The 22,278-nt window shown below is 68.1% G+C and carries 12 protein-coding genes and 1 pseudogene; 2 read left to right on the top strand and 11 right to left on the bottom strand.

Annotation, left to right across the window (positions count from 1 at the left end; genetic code table 11):
* From ACIG5F_RS26670 to ACIG5F_RS26660, 3 genes are all read right to left on the bottom strand, one after another.
* Positions 1 to 993: a Hint domain-containing protein gene (locus ACIG5F_RS26670; protein ID WP_396521924.1), complete on the bottom strand. Its 993-nt coding sequence runs from the start codon at positions 991 to 993 to the stop codon at positions 1 to 3.
* A gap of 216 nt (positions 994 to 1,209) precedes the next feature.
* Positions 1,210 to 1,608 (bottom strand): DUF4265 domain-containing protein, encoded by a 399-nt coding sequence (locus ACIG5F_RS26665; protein ID WP_396521922.1) that lies wholly within the window; start codon positions 1,606 to 1,608, stop codon positions 1,210 to 1,212.
* Positions 1,609 to 1,693: 85 nt separating this feature from the next.
* A complete protein-coding gene (locus ACIG5F_RS26660) occupies positions 1,694 to 2,140 on the bottom strand; it encodes a hypothetical protein (RefSeq protein ID WP_396521920.1) in 447 nt (148 codons plus the stop codon).
* Between the two features lie 11 nt (positions 2,141 to 2,151).
* Here ACIG5F_RS26660 and ACIG5F_RS26655 point away from each other — a divergent pair.
* Positions 2,152 to 2,753, top strand: a pseudogene (locus ACIG5F_RS26655) (transposase family protein).
* 842 nt (positions 2,754 to 3,595) lie between these two features.
* Here the strand turns inward: ACIG5F_RS26655 and ACIG5F_RS26650 are convergent.
* Positions 3,596 to 14,281: a LamG-like jellyroll fold domain-containing protein gene (locus ACIG5F_RS26650; RefSeq protein ID WP_396521918.1), complete on the bottom strand. Its 10,686-nt coding sequence runs from the start codon at positions 14,279 to 14,281 to the stop codon at positions 3,596 to 3,598.
* Positions 14,282 to 14,525: 244 nt separating this feature from the next.
* On the opposite strand from ACIG5F_RS26650, the gene ACIG5F_RS26645 reads away from it, so the two are divergent.
* Complete coding sequence (locus ACIG5F_RS26645) at positions 14,526 to 15,029, top strand: hypothetical protein (protein WP_396521916.1); 504 nt, start codon at positions 14,526 to 14,528, stop codon at positions 15,027 to 15,029.
* A 1-nt stretch (position 15,030) separates the two neighbouring features.
* Here the strand turns inward: ACIG5F_RS26645 and ACIG5F_RS26640 are convergent, their stop codons facing one another.
* The 7 genes from ACIG5F_RS26640 to rimP all read right to left on the bottom strand — a co-directional run bounded on the left by ACIG5F_RS26640 (position 15,031) and on the right by rimP (position 22,265).
* Positions 15,031 to 16,020 (bottom strand): bifunctional oligoribonuclease/PAP phosphatase NrnA, encoded by a 990-nt coding sequence (locus ACIG5F_RS26640; protein WP_396521914.1) that lies wholly within the window; start codon positions 16,018 to 16,020, stop codon positions 15,031 to 15,033.
* 201 nt (positions 16,021 to 16,221) lie between these two features.
* Positions 16,222 to 16,674 carry a 30S ribosome-binding factor RbfA gene (rbfA, locus tag ACIG5F_RS26635; RefSeq protein WP_396521912.1) on the bottom strand — a complete coding sequence of 151 codons (453 nt, stop codon included), beginning with the start codon at positions 16,672 to 16,674 and terminating at the stop codon, positions 16,222 to 16,224.
* Between the two features lie 35 nt (positions 16,675 to 16,709).
* Positions 16,710 to 17,006, bottom strand: a complete 297-nt coding sequence (locus tag ACIG5F_RS26630) for a DUF503 domain-containing protein (protein WP_396521910.1) — start codon at positions 17,004 to 17,006, stop codon at positions 16,710 to 16,712.
* Positions 17,007 to 17,071: 65 nt separating this feature from the next.
* The gene (gene infB, locus ACIG5F_RS26625; protein WP_396521908.1) at positions 17,072 to 20,272 is read right to left on the bottom strand and encodes a translation initiation factor IF-2; all 3,201 of its coding nucleotides are present in this window, start codon (positions 20,270 to 20,272) and stop codon (positions 17,072 to 17,074) included.
* Positions 20,273 to 20,390: 118 nt separating this feature from the next.
* A complete protein-coding gene (locus ACIG5F_RS26620) occupies positions 20,391 to 20,612 on the bottom strand; it encodes a YlxR family protein (RefSeq protein WP_396522064.1) in 222 nt (73 codons plus the stop codon).
* Positions 20,613 to 20,733: 121 nt separating this feature from the next.
* The gene (gene nusA, locus ACIG5F_RS26615; protein WP_396521906.1) at positions 20,734 to 21,747 is read right to left on the bottom strand and encodes a transcription termination factor NusA; all 1,014 of its coding nucleotides are present in this window, start codon (positions 21,745 to 21,747) and stop codon (positions 20,734 to 20,736) included.
* Entirely contained in the window at positions 21,744 to 22,265 is a 522-nt protein-coding gene (gene rimP / locus ACIG5F_RS26610) for a ribosome maturation factor RimP (RefSeq protein WP_396521904.1), read from the bottom strand. The genes nusA and rimP overlap by 4 nt, the downstream gene beginning before the upstream one ends.
* Between the last annotated feature and the right edge of the window lie 13 nt (positions 22,266 to 22,278).

The raw sequence follows: 22,278 nt of genomic DNA, 5'->3' as shown, positions 1-22,278 counted from the left end.
CTACCCTTCATATTCTTCGCTTACTGGAAAACCTGTCTTATAGATCCCACCAGGCTTTCTTGGAACTATTAGCGCGCGCGTCGCTGGAGCAGTACTGCCGTCCGGTCGGATAACCTGACCAAGCCCTTCGGGAATATCGATCACTCTCGGCTCGAGATTGTCGGGGTCCCAATGCTGCTGCAACAGACTTGCCGCCGCCTCGTTATCCAACCACTGTCCCTGCTCCTGCCCGGTTCCAGCAGCCCGTCCCACCAGCCCCTTGAAATTTTTCGGCCCCGCGCCATGTACTTCAAACACATGTCCGTAAGTTTTCTTGCTCTTTGGGCTCCAATTGGTGCCATCGCAGTTATGGACGAGTACGGCTGTTGCGCTGGTTTCGACGTAGTAGGTGTGGCGGCCGTTGATAGTGAGGTCGTAAGTGGTCTCGGTCTGGTGATACGCCCGGACGGAGGTGACTTCGGCGGGGGCGCCGTCGGCGGTTTGGAGACGGTCACCGGGGTGGAGGTCGACGGCGTCGACGAAGGCGGACTGGGTGACGTCGAAGAACGGGTGGTGGTAGGTGGTGGTGAGGGTGGAGGTGTCGGCGGACGCGGGGGTGGCGGCGGTGACCAACGCGGCGACGGCCAGGGCCAGGCCGGCGGCGGCCTTGCCCAATGCGGTGGACAGCTTCTTGACGGTCAGGTCCACGAAGTCCCGGTCGGTCTGGGTGACGATCACCTTCTGCACGGCGTGCGTCTGCAGTGTGGCATCGCCAGGGACGGAGTTGGTGACCTGGTCGCCGACCTTGACCTGGCTGATGGGCTTGGTGGAGCCGTCGGCCATGAGGACGCCGGTGGAGCCGACGAAGCTGTGCTTGATGGGGCAGGCCGGGCTTTCCTCTTCCTTAGCGGCTGACGGTTCAGACTCGGCAGGTTTGGCACCGGCGCCTTCGCCCTCCGCCGAGCCGGCGCCGGATTCGCCGGGGGCGAGGGTGCCGGCGGCGGCGATAGGCACCGAGCAGGCCAGCAACTACTTCGCCCGCTTCGACCCCACAGGCGCGGCCGGTCACCGGTGCCGGCCAGTACCTGCTGATCGATTACAACCACCGCTACCTCATGGTCAAGGCCAACGACGTCCTCCTCGCACCGGCTGCCTGAACAGCCTTGGCACGGCTCCATAAGGGGGCTGCGCCACGGTCACACTTGGTGATACGGCCGTTGCTCGCCGGAACTAATCGAGTTCACCCGCATGATGTTCCGATATCGCCGCCTCTTCATATTCCCAAACTCCACGACCCTCACCTTCGTCGAGGAGGGCCCGCATTCGGCCGTAATCGGTGCTCTTCGGCACGTTGACCACAAACAGCCCGGCAAGCATCGACGGAGAGGTCGTTCCACCCAGAGCCTCAACCCCCTTGCTCAATTCCTCCTCGACAGCCCTACCTCCGGACGCGAAGGTGATAACTCGAATCGTCGAGTTGCCACTCCAGGCCAAGACCTCCTCGATCCAAGGATCCCGAGAGGGGCCGTAGTGCACGACGCGCACCACGTCACCCACCGCAAGACGTTTCGCAAAGACCGGGGCGGATGTCAGTCGAAATTCATGCTCAGCAATCTGTTCGGCCGACACCTCTTCCGTTCCAAAAGGAGGCCAATCACCCTCCCTGTTGAGTCGTATGTGAACTACGCTGAGATCATCTCGAGCGGACTGTGGATCAACAACCGGCTTCACCGAACTTCGGCCTCAGCGAGCAAGAAGGAGGTAAACGAGTCCCAGTGTCGACTCGCCGACTCATCACCCTCTTGAAACTAAAAACTTGCGGATCTTCGGAATTATCCGCGAACCAGTAGGCCCGATACCCCTGATGTAGAGCAAAAACAATGGCACCATCCGACAAAAGGTCCACCTTGCCCGCTTCCTCGAAGAGTTCTTGCGCATACTCCTTCACTTTTAGCAATCGAGGGTAGAACATATCCATTCCCGCAAGAACTTGCCCTGCACGCTTACCCATAAGTCCAAGGAACACAACATAGCTGGACGGCAGTTCATACACCCCCAAGGCTGTTGCCACTTCTACGATCTCCGCAGGCGAGAGACCTACGACAGCATCGTCGCCGCACTCGCGCACAAGCCTGACGGCAAGCTCGCGCACACGCTCCACACCTAGCCCCATTGAACATTCACCTCAATTCCAGGAAAGATTTCCTTGAACTGCCCGTCTCCAGGGTCTACCGTGGCATCCTGCCCCTTATTGGAGAAGCTCTCTGCCTTCACGTTCCCGACCTCAAGGACGCCATTCGCGGCCGCATCGCCCTGGTTGACGGCACCGACGTCCCGACTGGCAACCGCGCTGGTCATGACGACAACTACTCCGGCAAGCGGCACCGCGCTGGGCTGAACATTCAGGTCGCCGCGGACACCTCCGGCGGCCTGCGGGGAGTGTCGATTCCCTTGCCGGGCTCCATGTACGACCGCAAAGCGTTCACCGAGTGCGGATGGGAGGAGGTCCTGGTCGACACTCCGGTCATCGCCGACTCGGCTTATCAAGGAACTCATGCGATCACGCCCACGAAAAAGCCACGTGGCGGCGAACTCTCCGTCGGCAAAAGGCCAACAACAAGACAGTCTCCTCGATACGATCCGCCGTCGAGCGATGCATTGGACATCTCAAGAACTGGAAGATCCTCGCCACCGGGTATCGAGGACGTCTCGCCGAGCTTCCAGCTGCGCTCCAGATCGTTGTAGCGCTTGAGTTCTACCGACTTGGTTGGTAACCCTTCGCGAATAACGCTCGATGTATCGACAGATTTTTTTCTAAAGGTGTGGACATCATTGTTCTCAGGCGCTCGACTATTCAGCTCACAGTTGCCAATAAACGGAGCGGAGGGTGCAAACCTAGACATCGCACGCGCGAAAACTACAAAAAGAAAGGGCCAACCCTTCGACAAACGTCCACCCAGGCCACACATACCAACCACAGGTCCCCTCGCCCCACAAACAGGAAGGCAACCGGGACCGGAAAGCGTAACCAACAGGATAGAAATAGCATCACCCAATCACCCGCCACACCCGCCTATTGCCATTCTCGACGGCTAGAGCTTAACCCTCATCGACTCCGTAAATCGGTTTGGACGGCCCAAGTAATGGTCTTCGATTCTGCTTTCTATATGCCCGGCCGACCACACCGCACTTCGCTCAACACCAACGCATTCCTCAGGACTGACTGCACGAGTGTTTCCTTGGCTGTCAGCGAGTACACAATCCTGCGGATTAACTACATCCTGCCGAAAGAAGAACGGAACCGCCGGAAGAATCTCTCTCTCAATCCGGTACAGGATTGAGCCCCAACGCCCCGTTGAGTATGCCAGCTTATGGGTAGCCACAACAAACAGGGGCCCCCTCAAAGGCGATCCCTTGACATCAACCTCGATCGAGCTGTCGTCATAGAATGCCAAGTACGGTCGAGTGTCGAGCATCAGACCGTATGCACGCCTGCCCGCCTGCATCGGAAGAGCAAGCAACGCCCCTGGAGTGAACCGCATCGTCATTCGAAAGCTTCCATTCGGCCGGCTGTGTTGAAATTCTTCCTGACGGGTTATCCAACTCAGCCACCAGTCTACCCGAAAGCATCCTGTGCCGCCTGCATAAATTCACCCAACTGCGGGTTATCGCGACTGATTCCACGAATCGAATTTCCGGAGGTACCATTTTCACTCTGCGCCCCGCCGAATAAGTCGATAAGTCGTTGTTCACGACCACGGATTGCCTGATATGCAGGGTCACTGTGTCGATCGGCTATGCTCTTAGTGGCCGCCAACGCCTTGTCCAACACCGCAGGACCGAAGCCCTTATCGTTCATGTGATGGCCCGAATCGCGCTCCGCCACGATCTGCTCCGGCGTTCCAGTGCCGCGACTTCTGCCGGTGTAGACTTCACCAGTTTCAGGATTCGTTTTGGTGTAGGTAACGTAAGTTACATCACAGTTGTGGACGAGTACCGCAGTGGCACCAGCGTCAACATAGTAGGTGTGAAGACCGCCGACCGTGAGATCATAGGTGGTTTCATTCTGATGGTATTGCTGGATAGTAGTGACTTCAGCCGTGGCACCATCGACGGTTTGGAGGTGGTCGCCTGGGTGGAGATCAACGGCCTCGACGAAAGCCGCCCGAGTGACATCGTAGAACGGGTGGTGATAGGTCGTCGTCAGCGTGGAGTCCGTCTGAGCAACGGCGACCGGGCTGGCACCGCCGAGAACAGCGGTAGCGGTCAACGTGAGACCAGCGATGGCCTTGCCGACCTTCTTGAGGGTCAGTTTCACGAAGTCGTGGTCGGTTTGAGTGACGATAACCCTCTGCACCGTGTGCGACTGAACTGCCGCGTCGCCCGGCACAGCGTTGGCGACTTGATCACCCACCTTGACCTGACTGATCGGTCTGCTGCTGCCGTCAGCCATCAACACCCCAGTGCTGCCTGTGAAGCTGTGGCACTCCGTGGATGTCGCCTTCTCCGTACCGGCGACCGGTGCTTCTTCGGCAGCGGCGCCACTGCCTTCGCCGTCGGCGGCGGCGGCGGCGGAACTGCCGCCACCAGAGAAGGCAGTGCCGGCGGCGGCGCCGATGAGGCCGCCCCACAACGCACCGGAGCCGACGGCGGAGGCGGCACCGGACAAGGAGCAACCGCCGGGGGAAGAGCCACACGACATGCTGTAGCCGACGGCGGAGGTGACGGCACCGGAAGCAGCGCCGGAACCGAGGCCGACCAGGGCGGAGGCGGCGAGTTTGGGCATCACGTCTTCGAGAGCGGTGGCCACCAGCTTGCCACCCAGGGGACCGGCCAGACCCGCGCCGAGGGCACCGCCCAAGGCACCGAGACCGACAGCCTCGACAGCGCCGCCGACCGAGCAGGAATGGGACTCGGAGCACTCCAGGCCGTAGCTGACGGCATTGCCGGCAGCGCCGGCGAGGGCGGCGCAGCCGACGGCCCCGACGCCGAAGGAGCCGACGGTGCAGGCCAGACCGACGGCGAAGCCGACGGCAATGCCGGTGAGCACGGGGTGCTGCTTGACGAACTTGTCCACCGACGCGACGGCCTTCTTGCCCAGGTCGACGGCGGCCTTGGCTACGGAGGCGACGGCGTTGCCGGCGGCATTGACGGCGGACTTGACGGTGGAGACGGCTTGATGGACCGCGGTGGCGACCTTGTGATACGCGGTTTGCACGACGTGCACGGCCGCGTGATAGACGACACGAGCGACACGGACGACGCGTTGCACAACACGAGCGGCGGCACGGGCGACCGCATGGTAGGCGTCCACGACAGCGTGCACGACGGTCTGCACGGCATGCACCACGGGCTGCACAACATGAACAGCGACGTAGTGAGTGACGGCGTGCACGACATGACTGACAGCATGGAAAGCGCTGGACACGAAGTCTGAGAACCAGCCATGACCGGACGGATCGGTACGGGTCAGAGGGTCATCGTCGACATAGGCGAACGGGTTGGCGGCCGCCGAGTTGGGCATGGGATCCGGGGAAGCGGTGTCCCGGTTCATGAACTGCCCGGTCTGCGGCGAATACCACCGAGCCGACATGTCCACCTTGCCGGTGGACGAATCAGTCCAGCCGGACTGGTAGCCCAGACGGCCGGCCTGTGACGAGGTGGCGGTGACGTTGCCCAGAGGGTCGTAGGTGGTGGAACCCGAGAGCGCAGAGCCGTTGGCGAGGAAGTCGCCGACGACATCGGTGTGCTGGTCGACAAAAGCCAGCACGGAGACGCCGGAGCCGCCAATGCCCAGCAAGCCGCCGGAAGGGTCGTAGCTGTAGGTGCTGACACCGTCGGACGAGGGGTTGTTGCCCATGCCGGAATAGGCGAACGTGGAGCCGGTGTCGGTCAGGGCCCGGCCCAGAGCGTCGTAGGTGTACGACTGGGTGCCCTGAGAGGTCATCTGACCGAAAGCGTCCGAAGTGGACCGAGTGGTGCCGGCGGTCGACGTCTGCGACGACATGGTGCCGCGAGCGGTGTACTGGTACGAGTTCACGCCGTCGGAGGTCAGCTGGTCCCGGGCGTCATAGGTGTAGACGTTGGAGCCGACCTGGGTCCGGTTGCCCGAGGCGTCATAGGCGTAGTTGACGGTCGACGATCCGTTGTTCCACGACGTCAGGCGATTGGCCTGGTCGTAGGTGTAGGTGTTGGCCGCTGAAGCGCCGAAACCGGTGGTGTTCTTGGACTTCAGGTTGCCGTTGAGGTCGTAGCCGTAGCCGATGGAGGCGACGGTGGCCCCGCCGGAGGTCTTCAGGGTGTCGCCGGTCAGCCGGTGCAGGGCGTCGTACCCGAAGGTCCGCACGTCGCCAGTGCCGTACTTGATCTGGTTGACCTGGTCCAGGACGTTGTAGCCGTAGGTCGACTGGGTGCCGGTGATGCCGTCCTTGACGGTGGACAACCGGTCGGCGGAGTCGTAGCCGTAGGTGGTGGTGCCCGACGCGTCGGCCCGGGAGGTCATGAGCCCGTCGAGGTTGTACCCGAAGGAGGACGACCCGCCGGAGCCGGCGGCGGTGAGCAGCTCGTCCCGGTCGTTGTAGGTGAACGTCTCGTTGGACGCCGGCACGGACGAGCCGATGGCGCTGGTGGCCGCGGAAGTCATGCGGCCCACGGAGTCGTAGCCGAAGGTGCGGTTGGCGGTCTGCCCGTCGGCCCCGGCGCCGGTCTGACCGGTCATGTTGCCGACGCCGTCATAGGAAGCGGTGATCGTCACGCCGCCGGGCTGGGTCTGGGTGACCGGCTCCCCGTCGGCGTCGTACGCGGTGGTGAAGGTGGAGTCGGCCGCAGTGGAGTATGTGGCGGTGGTCGGCTCGATCACCGATTCCTTGAGGTTCCAAGGGTTGTAGGTGTAGATCGTGGCGTTGCCGCGGCCGTCGGTGAACCTGGTCCGGTTGCCGGCCGGGTCGTAGCCGAACGACGTGGTGATCGAGGAGGTCGCCGTCGCCGGCTGCACCTCCTGCAGCACGGCGCCGGTGGCGTCGTGCGTGAACCGGGTGGTGCCGCCCAGAGCGTCGGTGGCCGAGAGCTGGAAGCCGTTGTCGTCGTAGGTGGCGGACGTCGTGGACAGCACGTTCCCGCTGGAGTCCTTCTGCGCCAACGAGATCGGGTTGCCCGAAGTGTCGTAGGTGGTCGAGGTGGACGAGCCGTCGGCCAGCGTCACGGAAGTCTTGCGGCCCAGGAAGTCGAACGCGGTGCGGGTGGTGTTGCCGGCCGGGTCGGTGACGGAGGTCTGCTCGCCCAGGGCGTCGTAGCCGTAGTTGGTGATCGCGCCGTTCTGGGTGGTGGTCGAGGCCAGGAACGCGTTGCCCGGCGACCCGGCATAGGAGTTGGTGGTGGTCGAGGAGACCGTGGAGGGGTAGCGCTCCAGCGAGGTCGACGTGATCTGCCGGCCCAGGAAGTCGTACGTGGCCTGGGTTTGCGCGCCGACCTGGTCGGTGACCGACAGCTTGTCGCCGTTGGTGTCGTACACGGTGTCGACGTTGTTGCCGGCCGGGTCGGTGGTGCGGACCTGGTCGCCGAGCTGGTCGTAGACGTACTTGGTGACGCGGCTGAGCGGATCCGACTCCTGCGTCAGATTGCCGAGCTTGTCGTAGGTCTTCACCGTCACCGCGGTGATCGGCGAACTCGCCCCGGGCGGCGTGTAGTTGGGCCGCGTGATCGAAGCGGGCCGGCCGGCGGCGTCGTACACGGTGGTGGTGACGTTGCCGTTCGGGTCGTCCTGCTCGGTGGCCTCGCCGAAGGTGTTGTAGCCGGTCATCGACACCGGATGCACCTGCACCGCGGTGCCGCCGTTGCGTTCGGTGGACACCACCGGGGACGTGGTGACGGCCAGGTGGCCGGCCTCGTCGTAGGAGTACTGGGTGGTGTTGCCGTCGGGGTCGGTGGCCGAGGTCGGCAGGCCCCGCTGGTCCAGGGTGCGGGTCATGGTGATCGCGTGCGACGAGGCGGTGGTCCCGCTGGTCCGGCTGGCGGCCAGCGTCGAGATCTCCGCGGGCGACAGCTGGCGCTGGTACACCTGGACGTTGCCGATCTGGCCCGGGAAGAAGTCGGTCGCGGTGGCGTTGAACTGGCCCCGACCGATGGTCAGCGGCCCGGTGGCCTTGTACGGCGTCGTGTCGGTGGCGGTGCCGGCCAGGGTCCCGTTGACGTACAACGACATCAGGCCCGTGGTCTTGGTGAACACACCGACCAGGTGCGTCCAGCTCCCGGTCACGGCCGAGCCGGCGGCGCCGTGCGCGCGGATGCCGCCGGCGTTGGCGGTGTCGGCGCTCACCCGGGCGAACGCCCAGGCGTTGTCGTTCAGGCTGTACTGGAGGTAGAAACCCGAGTTCTGGCTGGCATCCTGGCCGACCACGGTGGCGAACTTGCCGGTGGAGCTCAGGTTCGCCCATGCCGACACGGTGAAGTCGCCGGTGGTGTCGAGCGTCGGGCCGTTGGTGGTGACGGCGGAGTTGGTGCCGCCGAACGTGCCGGCCCCGCCCGACCAGGTGACATTGCTGGCGGCGGCGGTGTTGCCGTTGCCGGAGGCGTCGGGCACCGTGGCGCCGCTGGTCTGGTTGAGCTGCCACCACCCCAGCGGACGCCCGGCGCTGTCGGTGAACAGGCTCTGCGAGGTCGGGTTGCCCATCGCGTCGTAGGTCGCGGTGGTGGTGCGCACGGCCCCGGTCGAGTCGGACATCGTGGTGACGGCCGGCTTGTCGTCGGGCGTGTAGGAGACCGTCGTGGTCCGGTTCAGGCCGCCGGGATCGGTGACGGTCTGCGTGGTGCGGTCGGCGGCGTCGATCGTCGAGGTCTCGGTCGTGGCGCCGTTGTTGGTGACCTTGCCGATCTGGTTGCCGGCGGCGTCGTAGGTGTCGCGCTCCTTGACGAAGGCGTTGGCGCCGTTGGCATCGGTCTTGGTCTCGGTCGCCTTCAGCCCGTTGTCGAAGTAGGTGTACGAGGTCTTGTTGCCCATCGAGTCGGTCTCGGAGGCGACTCGGCCGGTGGGGTCGTAGGCCGTGGACTTCTCGACCAGCGTGGTGGCGGCGTGCGGGTTGAGCGGGCTGCCGGTGTACTGGATCGACTGGGTCAGCTCGTGGCCGTCGGCGTCGTAGGTGTAGTCGGTCTCGGTGCCGTTGGGGTCGGTGTCGGAAAGCTTGTGCCCGTAGGAGTCATAGGTGAACGTCGAGGTGTTGCCGCTGGCGTCGGTGGAGGAAGCCAGTTCCCCGAACGAGTTGTACGTGGAGCCCGAGGTCCGGGAGGCGTCGCCGCCCCGGCCGTCGGCCACCGTCTGCGAGGTGATGTTGCCGTCGGCGTCGTACACGCTGGTGGTCGTGGCGTTGTGCGTGGCGCCGGTGATCCGGTCGGTGACAACGGGATCGGACTGCGAGGTGACCCGATCCTGACCGTCGTAGGTGTACGAGGTCACCAGACCGTTCGGGTACGAATCAGACACCTCGGTCTTGGTCGCCACCCGGCCGACGCCGTCGTAGGTGAACTTGGTGACCAGGCCCTCGGCGTTCTGCGTCTGCTGCACGTCTCCGTTGGCGGCATAGGAGATCGTGTTCTTCGCACCGCCCGGCGATGTCGTCACGGTGGGCAGGCCGTTGGCCGTGTAGGTCACGGATGTCGTTCGCCCGTTGGGGAAACCGGGCACCGGCGGGGTGGTGACCCCGGTGCGGTTGCCGGCCGAGTCGTAGCTGTAGGTCGTCAGATAGGTGTTGTCGGTGGCGCTGGCTGACCGTCCATCCCGGACGGTCAGCATCACGTCGTTGCGGGCGTCCGGCGATAGCGTTTTCGACGTGTCGTCGGGGTAATAGGTGAAGTACGCGGTCGAGCAGATGCCGGCCTGCTGGTTCTGGCAGGTGGTCTGCGACACCGTGTTGCCGCGCACGTCGTGGCCGGTGGTGCTGACGACGCCGTTCGGATCGGTGACGGTATTGAGGAAGCCGGCTGAGTCGTAGCCGTAGCTGGTCTTGTTGCCCAGGCCGTCGATCTCGGACAGCTTGCGGTTGCCGTTGGTCGGGTCGTAGGCGTAGGTCAGGGTCTTGCCGCCGGGGTCGGTGATCTTCACCGTGGACACCGGCAGCAGGCCCTGGGAGTTCTTGGCCGCGTTGAAGTGCTGGCTGACCTGGTCGGCCGACAGCGCGGAGTGGTAGACGGCGGCGTCGGCGACGGAGCCGGTGAACGGGGCCGGGGCCAGGTCGGGCAGCCCGGCCCAGCCGCCGCCGGGAGTGCCGGTGCCCAGGTAGAGGAACGTGCTGCCGTCCAGCTTGAGCGCGGTGGTGTTGCCGGCCGCGGCCTGCTGACCGTCCAGGTACAGCGTCTGGTTGGTGGCCGAGGCCGACAGCACGACGTGGTGCCACTTGCCGTCGGTCACCGTGGCGGAGCTGGTCAGCTGCGCGCCGCCGCCGGTGGTCCAGAAACCGCCGTGCAGCTTGTTGTCGGTGCCGACCCACAACATCGGCGCACAGGTGCCGCCGCTGGTGGGGCAGCTCTGGCCGGCCGGCACCGATGCGGCGCCGAGCAGGATGCCGCCGCCCTTGGTGGTGGAGAACCAGAGTTCGGCCGACGCGGCCGAAGGTGTTGGGCTGTAGACGCTTGTGGGCAGCTGGACCCAGGATGTGCTGCCGTTGAAGGAGGCCGCGGTGGCGTCCTCGAACGGCCCGGTCGCGCCCAGCGTCACGGCGTTGTAGGTGCCGGCCGGGTACTTGACCTCGCTGAACGCCTGCGCCGCGTTGACGTTGTCGCCCAACCGGTAGTAGCCGGTCGGCGACGAGCCCAGCACGGCCGACCGGTACACCTGGCTGGAACCGGTGACCGTGGGCGCGCCGACCTTCCACACGCCGCCGTTCTCGTCGGTCAGCTGGGACACGGCCGAGGTCACCGGGTCGTAGCTGATCTGGGCGTGCACGTTGCCGGACGGCCGGGTCACCGAGGTCAGCAGGGCCGAGGCCTGCTGGCCGGCCGCGTACAGGTGTTCGTTGGGGTAGCTGGGAAGCGGCTTGTCCCACAGGCCGACGTCGGCGATCTCGCCGTTGAAGTAGGTCGGCCACGCCGTGGTGTCGGTGCTGGACTGGTGCGGCTGGTCGGGCCAGGTGCCGCCGATGTAGCCGGCGCCGATGTAGCGGTAGGCGTTGGACATCAGCGGGATGTTGCCGATGCGGTAGTCGATGTACTGGCTGTCGATGTAGAGGCCCTGGCTGTTGCCGGCCTCCTGGAGCACGACGTGGTGCCACTGGCCGTCGTTGACCGGGGTCCTGGACTGCATCGGAACGCCGCCCGGGTAGGCGAACTCGGCGTTGAGCTTGCCGTCGGAGCCGACGTAGAGCGCCGGCACGTAGTCGCCGATGATGCTGGGATGGGTCAGGTCGCTGCCGCTGTAGGAGTACAGGATCCCGTTGGTGGCCGTGGTCTTGAACCACATCGAGATCGCCGACCCGGCCCAGCCGCTGGACAGGCCGGTCGGCAGCTGCACGTACGAGGACGTGCCGTTGAAACCGGCGCCGGTCGCCGAGGACCCGGTGAGCGGGCCGGGCTGACCCAGCGTGACGTTCTTGTAGGTGCCGTTGTCGTTGCCCTCGTTGGCGTGGATCGCGCTAACCGCGGTCCCGGCGCCGGCCGGCTCGGACAGCGGCCAGTACGAGTGCGGGCCGGCGTCCAACACCGTGTTCAGGTACGAAGACGTGGTGCCATAGGTGTACTTCGTGCACGCGGTGCCGGCGCCCGGCGCGCAGACGCTGGTCAGGTTGTCGCCGGTGTAGTTGTAGGTCCAGGTCTGCGCGGTCGAGGGCTGGCCGGGCGTGACCGGATCCGTTGACACGGTGGCGATGTGCGGGCCGCCCGCGCCGGTGGGCCGGGCCCAGGTCAGGTGCAGGGACCGGCCGGTGGTCGCCGAGGTGACCGTGGAGATCTGGCCCGAGGAGTCCCAGGTGTAGTTCTGCGCGCGGCCGTTCGCGTCGGTGATCGCGGTGAGCGCGAAGCCGGTGCCCAGGTTCAGCGGCATGGTGAACGTGTAAACGGTGTCGTTCTTGTCGGTCAGCGTGTAGCCGCCGTGGTTGGGCAGCGCCCGCAGCACGGCGAACCGGCCCTGCGGCGCGCTGAACGAGCCGTCCGGATTGAGGCCGAAGCCGACCTGCGAGCCGTCCGGGTAATTGACCACAGTGGACAGTAGGAGGCGATTGTTGTTGTTGTCCGTGGTGGCCATCTCGGTCACCTTGGCGTCGAACACGCTCTGCCAGCCGGCGCCGAAGGAGGCGTCCACCGTGCGCGGGTCCCGCGAGTTGTAGTCGCGGGTCACCGCCAGCGCCGGCCCCGCGCCCTGTACCTCGGCGTCGGTCGCGTTGGTGGTGTAGTTGCCGATGCCCGGGTCGAAGCCGTGGTCGCCGTTGTTCTGGGACAACGACGACGTCACCGCCGGCTGCGGCACCTGAACCGACACCGCCGACCATTCGGACCAGTCCGACCACGCCTGCCCGTCGGAGGCGGCGACCGTCCAGTAGTAGGTCTGCCCGTACTGGAGCTTGCCCGCCGGCACCTGCCAGGACGCGCCGCCGTGCACGGTGCCCGAGTCGACGATCGTGGTGTTGTTGGCGTCCGAGACCTGGAAGTCGAAGTCCTGGATCGGGTCCACCGTGCGGTCCGGGTCGTGCGCGGTGGCCTCCAGCCACGGCGTCGTGCTGTTCACGAACCCGTTGTTGGGCGGGTAGACCGAGTCGATCTGGGGCGGCACGTCGCCGGCCGTGGTCAGCGTCAGGTACGGGTCCTCCGGACCCATGTTCGAGGAGGCGAACTCCTTGTACCCGTTGGGATCGGTGTTCGACGCGGCGACGATGGCCAGCCCGTTGTCCGCGAGCGTGCCGTTGGACCAGGCGTTGAACGTGTCGGTGGACAGCGGGACGGTCACCCAGTCGCCCTTGGAGTGGTCGTCTCCACTGTTGTGGCAGGCATTGTTCGGGGTCGGCGTCAGCGCGCCGATCACGTTGCTGCCGTTGGGACCGGGGAAGGCGGTGGTGGTCGTCGGGTTCCAGGACTGGACCAGCGGCACCACGTCGAACTGCGCCGCCGTGCAGGTCGGCGTGAAGATGGTGAACAGCGACAGGGTGGCGCTGGTGATCTGCACGTGCTGGTTGTCGATGTCCTTGGGCGTGGCCAGGAATGCGTTGGCCGCGTCCGAGCCGGTGGACTGGGTGGAGCCGATCTTGATGATCTGTTCCATCGAGTGGTCGCCGACGTTGCCGTTCTGCACGTAGGTCGAGGTCGGGTTGAGCGTCACCGTCGGGTCGACCGTCACCGGGAACACCCGCTTGGCGTCGGTCAGCCAAGCCTGGTCCAGGCTGACCTTCAGCGCCGGAGAACCGTCCACAGTGGTCAGTTGGTAGCTGACGGCCGAGGTGGTGGCCGGGTCCCCGGTGCGGGCGTCGACCTTGGAGTCGTAGGCGTAGCCGTGTGGCACGCGCTCGCGGACGGCGCCGGCGGCGTCGACCAGGTTGACCGAGCCGTCCGAGGTCAACACCGGGGTCAGGCCGGTGAGCTTGAGCGGGAACGTCCACGTGGTGGCGGCGTTCGCGTCCCGCAGCACGATCGACTCCTTGAGACCGGTGTCGATCGGCGCGATCTGGAGGTCGGTGCCGGGCAGGATGGAGCCGTAGGTGACGTTCGCGCCGGACACCGACGGCGTCACCGCGGCGGCCCCCTGCACCGAGTACGCCACCGAGTGCGAGCCGTCCAGCGCGATGCTGGCCAGCGTCGGATCGGTTGCCGTGCCGGCGAAGTCGACCTTCACCGAGTTGGCCTTCTCGTGCCAGCGGCCGTCGGCGCCGCGTTCGACGGTGGTGTCGATCGGCTGCCAGCCGCCGGTGGAGTCCTGGTAGTTGACCGGGTCCGGGCTGTACTTGCGGGTGACGGAGCCGTCGGTGTTCTGGAAGTAGGTCATCGTCGCCGAGGACTTGGCGGCGACGCGGACGCTGGTGGCGGCGTTGAACCCGCCGGCCTGGCTCTGGCTGGGGCCGGGACCGGTGCGGGACCGCGGCGGCTGCGGCTTGTACGGGGCGAGCTCACCGGCCCCCTGACCACGGGGATTTCCCGCGCCACCACTGGCATGCGTGGCCGCCGCGGAGGTCGTGTGGCCGAGCCCGTCGGCGCTGCCGCCGGCCTGGGCGGGCAGGCTGCCCCAGTGCGGCGTGGTCAGCCACGCGCCGATGTCGGGGAAGGCCGGCAGGTGCAGCGGCGGCAGGGCCAACTCGTCGGCCGAGGCGTTCTGGGTGGAAAAACCCAGTGCCATCACCGTGATCGTCGCGATCGCCGTCAGTCTTCGGGCACGCGCGGACATACGCAACATCGGTCGAAGCCCCCCTCACACACACCACACAGGCGTGACCAGACGGTAGAAGCCCGCGCGGCCGAGGGGAATACGCCATATAGTCGCCATCACCACGTAACGATCATCCCAAGTGGACACACGTGGACGAATACCCCAAAACACCTTGGCGTGGTGTGCATACTAAGCCGGAGGACGAACGGGGGCGATGGTGGTTCTGGGCTGGTTGCGTAGATTCTGGGGATTGCTGGCCTGTGCGGCGCTGATCGTGGCCATCGCGCTGGCCGTGCTGCTGTGGCCCCACGGCCGCGCGCTGCCGCCGGCCCGGGCCACGGTCTACCTGGACTTCTCCGCCTGCCTGCTGGCCGGCCCGCAGGGGCTCGCCGACCCGGCCGCCGCCCCGGTGTGGGCCGGCATGCAGGACGCGTCGAGCGCGACCAAGGCCAAGGTCTCCTACCTCGCGGCCACCGGCCCGGAGACCGTCGGCAACAGCTCCCCGTACGCGACTTCGTTGCTACAGCGGCAATGCGGTGTGGTCGTGACGGTCGGGCAGACCCGCGCCGACACCGTGCTTCAGTATGTCGGGCAATACCCGAACGTCCGTTTCGTGCTAGTGGACGGCAAGGGCAGCGGCGACAACGTCACCGCCGTCGCCGCCGCCGACGCCCGAACCGGCGTCGCCCAGGCGATCGAACAGGCCGTCAAGAAGTAGCTCAGGTGGCGGTGGGGGCGTCGACCAACGCCTCCCGGATGCCGGCGATGACCTCATCGGCGGTGCCGTGGCCGGTGAAGCCGGCGGCCAAGCGGTGACCGCCGCCGCCGAAGCGCACGGCGACCGAACGCACGTCGAGGCGGCCGACGGCGCGGAGCGACACGGTCCAGTCGCCGGTCGGGGTTTCCTTGAGCACGGCGGCGACTTCGGCCTCGGCAGTGGATCGCACGACGTCGATGACGCTCTCGACCTCCTCGGGCCGCACACCGGCGGAGTCGGCCCGGCGCACGACGGTGTGCACGAAACCCAGGCCCTGCGCGGCATCGGGCTCCAGCCGGGCGGCGGCGAGCACGGAGGCCAGCATGCCGAGCCAGGCGAAGGGGTGGCTGTCCATGAGGTGCCGGATCAGACCGGAGCCGTCCACGCCGGTCTCCAGCAGCCGGGCGGCCAGCCGATGGGTCTCCGGCTTGGCGAAGCGGAACGACACCGTGTCGGTGGCGACACCGGCATACAGGCAGCGGGCGATGGGCTCATCGATCTCGACGGCGAGGGCGTCCAGCAGCCGGGCCACGATCACCGCGGTGGCCTCGGCCCGGTCGTCGACCAGATTGTGCGAGCCGTACCGGGTGTTGGAGACGTGGTGGTCGACGACCAGCGACGCGCCGGCCGCGGCCACCCGGTCACCGAGCGGGCCCAGCCGATCGACGCTGCCGGTGTCGAGGGCGACGAGCAGCTCCGACCGCGCCGGCACCTCGGCGGCCGGCACGAACAGGCCGGCCGAGTCGAGGGACCGCAGCGAGGCCGGCACCTCGGCCGGATAGCCGAACGAGACCCGGACGGTCGCCCCGCGCCGGCGTAGCGCCAGGCCCAGCGCCAGAGCGCTGCCCAGGGCGTCGGCGTCGGGATTGACGTGGGCCAGCAGCGTGACATCGGACGCCGCGGCCAGCAGGGCCGCGGCGTCCGCGACATCGACCTGATCGGATGCGCTCACACCGGCAAGCTACTAAACGCCGCCACCGCCCTGAAGCGTGAGGATCACCTGACCAGCCGGCCGCGGATCGTTCGGGGCTGACAGCTCCCGCCAACTACGCGGCGCGGGCGCATAAAGCACAACCACGCCCCGCCGCCCCAGGGGCCGGACATGCCGGAGCCCCCGGCCCGGAGGCCGAGGGCAGGCGGTGTGGATCACCCATCACTCCGAGTCGGACTCCACCTCGCGGGGAGGCTTGTAGGGGTCGGCGTCGCCGGCCGGCTGGGCGGTGGACGCCAGCTGGGCGACCTCGGCGTCGATCTCGCGGGCCTTGGCCAGCAGCTCGTCGATCCGCTTGGAGTCGGTCGGCACGGTGTCGGCGACAAAGGCCAGGGTCGGCGTGAAGCGCACGCCGGTCTGCTGCCCGACCATGGTCCGCAGCACACCGGTCGCGCTGGTCAGCGCGGCGGTGACGGCGGCGAGGTCGGGAGCGGACTCCAGGTTGTCGCCGAGCACGGTGTAGTACACGGTCGCGTCGTGCAGGTCCGGGGTGACCCGGGCGTCGGTGATGGTCACCCGGGCCAGCCGGGGGTCCTTCACCTCGTGTTCCAGCGCGGACGCCACGATCTGGGCGATCCGCTTGGCGAGCCTGCGGGCGCGGGCCTGGTCGGCCACGGCGCTCCTCCTCCAAAACAGTAGTGAACTCGGAATCAGTCGTCCTCGGGCCCGAGCAGCCGCTGTCGCGTGGACAGCACCTGGAGCTCGGGGCGGGAGGACACCAGCCGCTCGCACGCGTCGAGCACGTCGCGGACGTGCCCGGCGTCGGCGGCGACCACCGACACCCCGACCAGGGCGCGGCGGTGCAGGTCCAGATGACCGGCCTCGGCGACCGAGACCTCGTACTTGCGCCGGATCTCGGCCAGCACGGGCCGAACCACGGAACGCTTCTCCTTGAGCGAGTGGACGTCGCCGAGCAGCACGTCCATCTCGAGGGCACCGACGTACATGGGCATCACCGTGGGCGGACGCCGAACGGGGCCGGCCGAGAGCCGGCCCCGTCGGCGCCACTTGTTCAGTTGCGGGGCTTCTCCCGCATCTCGTACGTCTCGACGATGTCATCGACCCGCAGGTCGCCGTAGTTGCCGAGGGTGAGACCGCACTCGAAGCCCTCGCGGACCTCGGTCACGTCGTCCTTGAACCGACGCAGCGAGGTGAGGGTCAGGTTCTCCTGGACCACGACGCTGTCGCGGATCAGGCGAGCCTTCGAGTTGCGCTTGAGCTCGCCGGACATGACCAGGCAGCCCGCGATCGTGCCGACCTTCGAGGACTTGAAGACGTCGCGCACCTCGGCCCGGCCGAGCTGCACCTCCTCGAACTCCGGCTTGAGCATGCCCTTGAGGGCCTGCTCGATCTCGTCGATCGCCTGGTAGATGACCGTGTAGTACCGGACCTCGACGCCCTCGCGGTTGGCGAGCTCGGTGGCACGGCCCTCGGCCCGGACGTTGAAGCCCAGGACGATGGTGTTGTCCGTCGCGGTGGCGAGGTTGATGTCGTTCTCCGTGACACCACCGACGCCGCGGTGCACCACGTGCAGCTCGACGTCGTCGCCGACCTCGATGTTCATCAACGCGGCTTCCAGCGCCTCGACGGTGCCGGAGTTGTCGCCCTTGATGACCAGGTTGAGCTGGCTGGTCTCCTTCAGCGCGGCGTCCAGGTCCTCCAGGCTGACGCGCTTGCGGCGGGACGCGTTGAGGGCGTTGCGGGTGCGGGCCTGGCGGCGCTCGGCGATCTGCCGGGCCACCCGGTCCTCCTCCACGACCAGGAAGGTGTCGCCGGCCCCGGGCACCGAGGTCAGACCGATCACCTGCACCGGACGCGAGGGCAGCGCCTCGATGACGTCCTCGTTGTGCTCGTCGACCATGCGCCGGACCCGCCCGTAGGCGTCGCCGGCGACGATCGAGTCGCCCACCCGCAGCGTGCCGCGCTGCACCAGCACCGTGGCCACCGGGCCGCGACCGCGGTCCAGGTGCGCCTCGATCGCGACGCCCTGGGCCTCCATGTTCGGGTTGGCCCGCAGGTCGAGCGCGGCGTCCGCGGTCAGCAGGATCGCCTCCAGCAGCTGGTCGATGTGCAGACCCTGCTTGGCCGAGATGTCGACGAACATGGTGTCGCCGCCGTACTCCTCGGCCACCAGGTTGTACTCGGTCAGCTGCTGGCGGATCTTCTGCGGGTTCGCGCCTTCCTTGTCGATCTTGTTCACCGCGACCACGATCGGCGCGTTGGCCGCCTGGGCGTGGTTGATCGCCTCCACCGTCTGCGGCATCACGCCGTCGTCGGCGGCGACGACGATGACCGCGATGTCGGTGGAGTTGGCGCCGCGGGCACGCATGGCGGTGAACGCCTCGTGACCCGGGGTGTCGATGAAGGTGATCAGCCGCTCGTTGCCGTCCAGGTGCGTCATGACCTGGTAGGCGCCAATGTGCTGGGTGATGCCGCCGGCCTCGCCCTCGTGCACGTTGGCCTTGCGGATCGTGTCGAGCAGTCGGGTCTTGCCGTGGTCGACGTGACCCATGACGGTCACCACCGGCGGCCGGATGACGAGGTCGTCCTCGTCGCCGGCGTCCTCGCCGTAGGTGATGTCGAAGGTCTCCAGCAGCTCGCGGTCCTCCTCCTCCGGAGAGACCACGTTGACCACGTAGTTCATCTCCGACCCCAGCAGCTCCAGGATCTCGTCGGGGACGGACTGGGTCGCGGTGACCATCTCACCGAGGTGGAACAGCACCTGCACCAACGCCGCCGGGTTCGCGTTGATCTTCTCCGCGAAGTCGGTCAGCGACGCGCCGCGCGGCAGCCGGATGGCCTCGCCGTTGCCCTTGGGCAGACGGACGCCGCCGACGCTGGGCGCCTGCATGTTGTCGAACTCTTGACGCTTCTGGCGCTTGGACTTGCGACCACGGCGCGCGGGACCGCCGGGACGGCCGAACGCGCCCGCGGCACCGCCGCGACCGCCGGGACCACCCGGACGACCGCCACCGCCACCGCGGAAGCCGCCACCGCCACCGCCGGCCGGGGCGCCACCGCCGCCGCCACCGGGGCGGAAACCGCCACCGCCGCCACCGCCCCCACCGGGACGGAAGCCGCCACCGCCACCGCCGCCGCCCCCACCGGGGCCACCGCGGAAGCCACCGCCACCGCCGCCCCCACCAGGGCCGCCGCGGAAGCCGCCACCGCCGCCGCCCCCACCGGGACCGCCACGGAAGCCACCGCCGCCGCCACCAGGGCCACGGCCGCCGCCGCCCGGACCGCCGCCGGGACGACCGCCACCACCGGCCGGACGGGCCGGGCGGGGCGGCATCATGCCGGGGTTGGGCCGAGGCGGCATGTTGCCCGGGGTCGGGCGGGGACCGCGATCGCCGCCGCGGTCGCCGGCCGGACGGTCGCCGCGCGGGGCGCGGTCCGGACGGCCGTCACCCGGACGCGGACGGTCGCCGCCACCCTGGGCGGGCGGGCCGGGACGCGGGCCGGACGGCCTCGGCGCGGGCGCGTTGGAGCCCACACCGAAGGGGTTGTTGCCGGGCCGGGGCGCGCGGGGGCCGGGCTTGGGGCCCTGCTGGCGCGGCGGCACGGTGCCACTGTCCTGCTGCTGCCGGGGGCCGGGACGCGGGCCGGGCTTGACGCCGGGACCCTGCTGCTGCGGCCGGGACGGGGCCTGCTGGCCCGCCGAGGCCGCGGCCGGACCCTGCTGCTGCGGCCGCTGCTGGGGCGCCGGCGCGGGGGCCGGGCTGGACAGCTGGGGCTGCGTCGGAGGCTTCGGAGCCTGGGGGGCCTGCTGCTGGACCTGGGGCTGCGGAGCCGGGGTCGGCGTCACGGCCGGAGCCGGGGCAGCCGACGCGGCGGCCGGAGCCGGGGTCTCCTGCTGGGCCGGCTTCGGGCCGGGGCGGGGCCCCGGGCGCGGACCGGGCATCGCCGGCCGCTGACCGGGCATGCCCGGCTTGGGGGTGGGCGCGCCCTGCGGCGCGGAACCGGACCCGGCGGGGGCCGGGCTGGGCTGGGCGGGCGGCGGACCGGGGCGCGGGCCGGGCTTCGGCGCGCCTCCCCTGGGCTTGGCGCCGCCCTTCTCGTAGGCGTCCCGCAGACGGCGGGCCACCGGGGCCTCCACGGTGGAGGACGCGGACTTCACGTACTCGCCCTGTTCGGCGAGCTTGTTCAGCACTTCCTTGCTCGTGACGCCGAGCTCCTTCGCGAGCTCGTGCACTCGGGCCTTGCCTGCCACTGCTCTCCTCGTCTAGGGAGGCCGGGCGGCAAAGTCCCGCTCGACCTCGTCCTATCGTCGCGCGATCATGTCTTCAGCTTCACGGCTGACTCATGACGGGTCGACCTGCTTCCTCTACTCATTCGCCACGGGGGGTTCCCGCGGCATAGCTCCCCAGCTGCACCGACTCGATGTGAGCGGTGAGGACAGCGAGATCGAGCGGCCCCTGGACCCGGAGGGCCCGCGGGAACGCCCGACGACGCTCGGCGGCTCGCAGGCACGCCGGATCGGGGTGCAACCACGCGCCCCGGCCGGCCAGCCTGCGCCTCGGATCCGGGACCACCGTCTCGTCCCTGACCACCGCGCGCAGCAGCTCGGAGTCCGACGCCTTGGCGCGGCACCCCACGCACGTCCGGACGGGGCCGGTGGTCAGGGGTGCCGGTTCTCGACGACGAACCACCGAAGATTCTATCCCCTCAGGCTCACTCTGCCGAACCGGATACCGGACCGGTCGGCGCGACCACCTCGGCGTCGCTGCGGATGTCGATGCGCCAGCCGGTCAGCCGGGCCGCCAGCCGGGCGTTCTGGCCCTCCTTGCCGATGGCCAGGGAGAGCTGGAAGTCCGGCACCACGACCCGCGCGGTCTTGGCCCGCTCGTCGAGCACCCGGACGGAGACAACCTTGGCCGGGGACAGGGCATTCCCGACGAAGGTGGCCGAGTCCTCGGAGAAGTCGATGATGTCGATCTTCTCGCCGGCCAGCTCGCTCATCACGTTGCGCACGCGGGCGCCCATCGGCCCGATGCACGCGCCCTTGGCGTTCACGCCGGCCACCGTGGACCGCACCGCGATCTTGGAACGGTGACCCGCCTCACGTGCCACCGCCGGGATCTCCACGGTGCCGTCGGCGATCTCGGGCACCTCCAGCGCGAACAGCCGGCGCACCAGGTTGGGGTGGGTCCGGGACAGGGTGATCTGCGGGCCGCGGGCGCCGCGGGACACGCCGACCACGTAGCACTTGATGCGCTCGCCGTGCTCGTAGCGCTCACCGGGCACCTGCTCGGCCGGCGGCAGCACGCCCTCGGTGTCACCCACCTGGACCACGACCATGCCGCGCGAGTTGGCGCGGGCGTCGCGCTGCACCACGCCGGCGATGATCTCGCCCTCCTTGGCCGCGAACTCGCCGAAGGTGCGCTCGTGCTCGGCGTCACGCAGGCGCTGGAGGATGACCTGGCGGGCGGTGGTGGCGGCGATCCGGCCGAAGCCCTCCGGGGTGTCGTCCCACTCCTCGTTGACCACGCCGTCCGGGCCGATGTCCTGGGCCAGCACCCGGACCAGGCCGGTCTTGCGGTCGATGTCCACGCGGGCGTGCGCGATGTGGCCGTCGGTGTGCTTGTACGCGGTCAGCAGCGCGGTCTCGATGGCCTCGATGACGGTCTCGAAGGGGATGTCCTTGTCCCGCTCGATCGCCCGCAGGGCGGCGATGTCCACGTTCATTCGGACTCCTCCTGACAGCCGCGCTCCAACAGCGCCAACTCCTCGACCGGCGGCTGCCGGAACTCCACTTCCACCACGGCCCGGTCGACCGAGCCGTGCGCGACCTCCCGCAGCTGGCCGTCGACCAGCAGCTGGACCGTCTCGTCGGTGACCCGGCCGACCCGGCCGAGGAACTCGACCCCGTCGGCCTGGCGCACCTTGACCAGCCGGAACTTGGCCCGCCGCCAGTGCCGGGGCTGGGTCAGCGGCCGGTCGGTGCCGGGCGAGGTCACCTCGAGCGTGTACGGGCCGGCGAGCACGTGGTCGTGCTCGTCGAGCGCCGCGGCCACCACCCGGCTGGCCTCGGCGATCTCGTCCAGGCCGACGCCCTGCTCGCCGTCGACGACCACCTTGACCAGACGGCGTCGCCCAGCCTGCTGCACGTCGAGCAGCTCTAGATCGAAGCCGATCGCCGAGACGGCCTCCCGGACGACCGGTTCGAGCTGCGCGGTTATCTCCCCGCGCGGCGCGCTGGACACGTTCTCACTCCCC

The organism is Kutzneria sp. NPDC052558, from assembly GCF_044547355.1.
In the GTDB taxonomy this organism is placed as follows: Bacteria; Actinomycetota; Actinomycetes; order Mycobacteriales; family Pseudonocardiaceae; genus Kutzneria.
The sequence above is the reverse complement of the archived record's forward strand: the minus strand, read 5'-3'. Positions and strand labels throughout refer to the sequence as shown.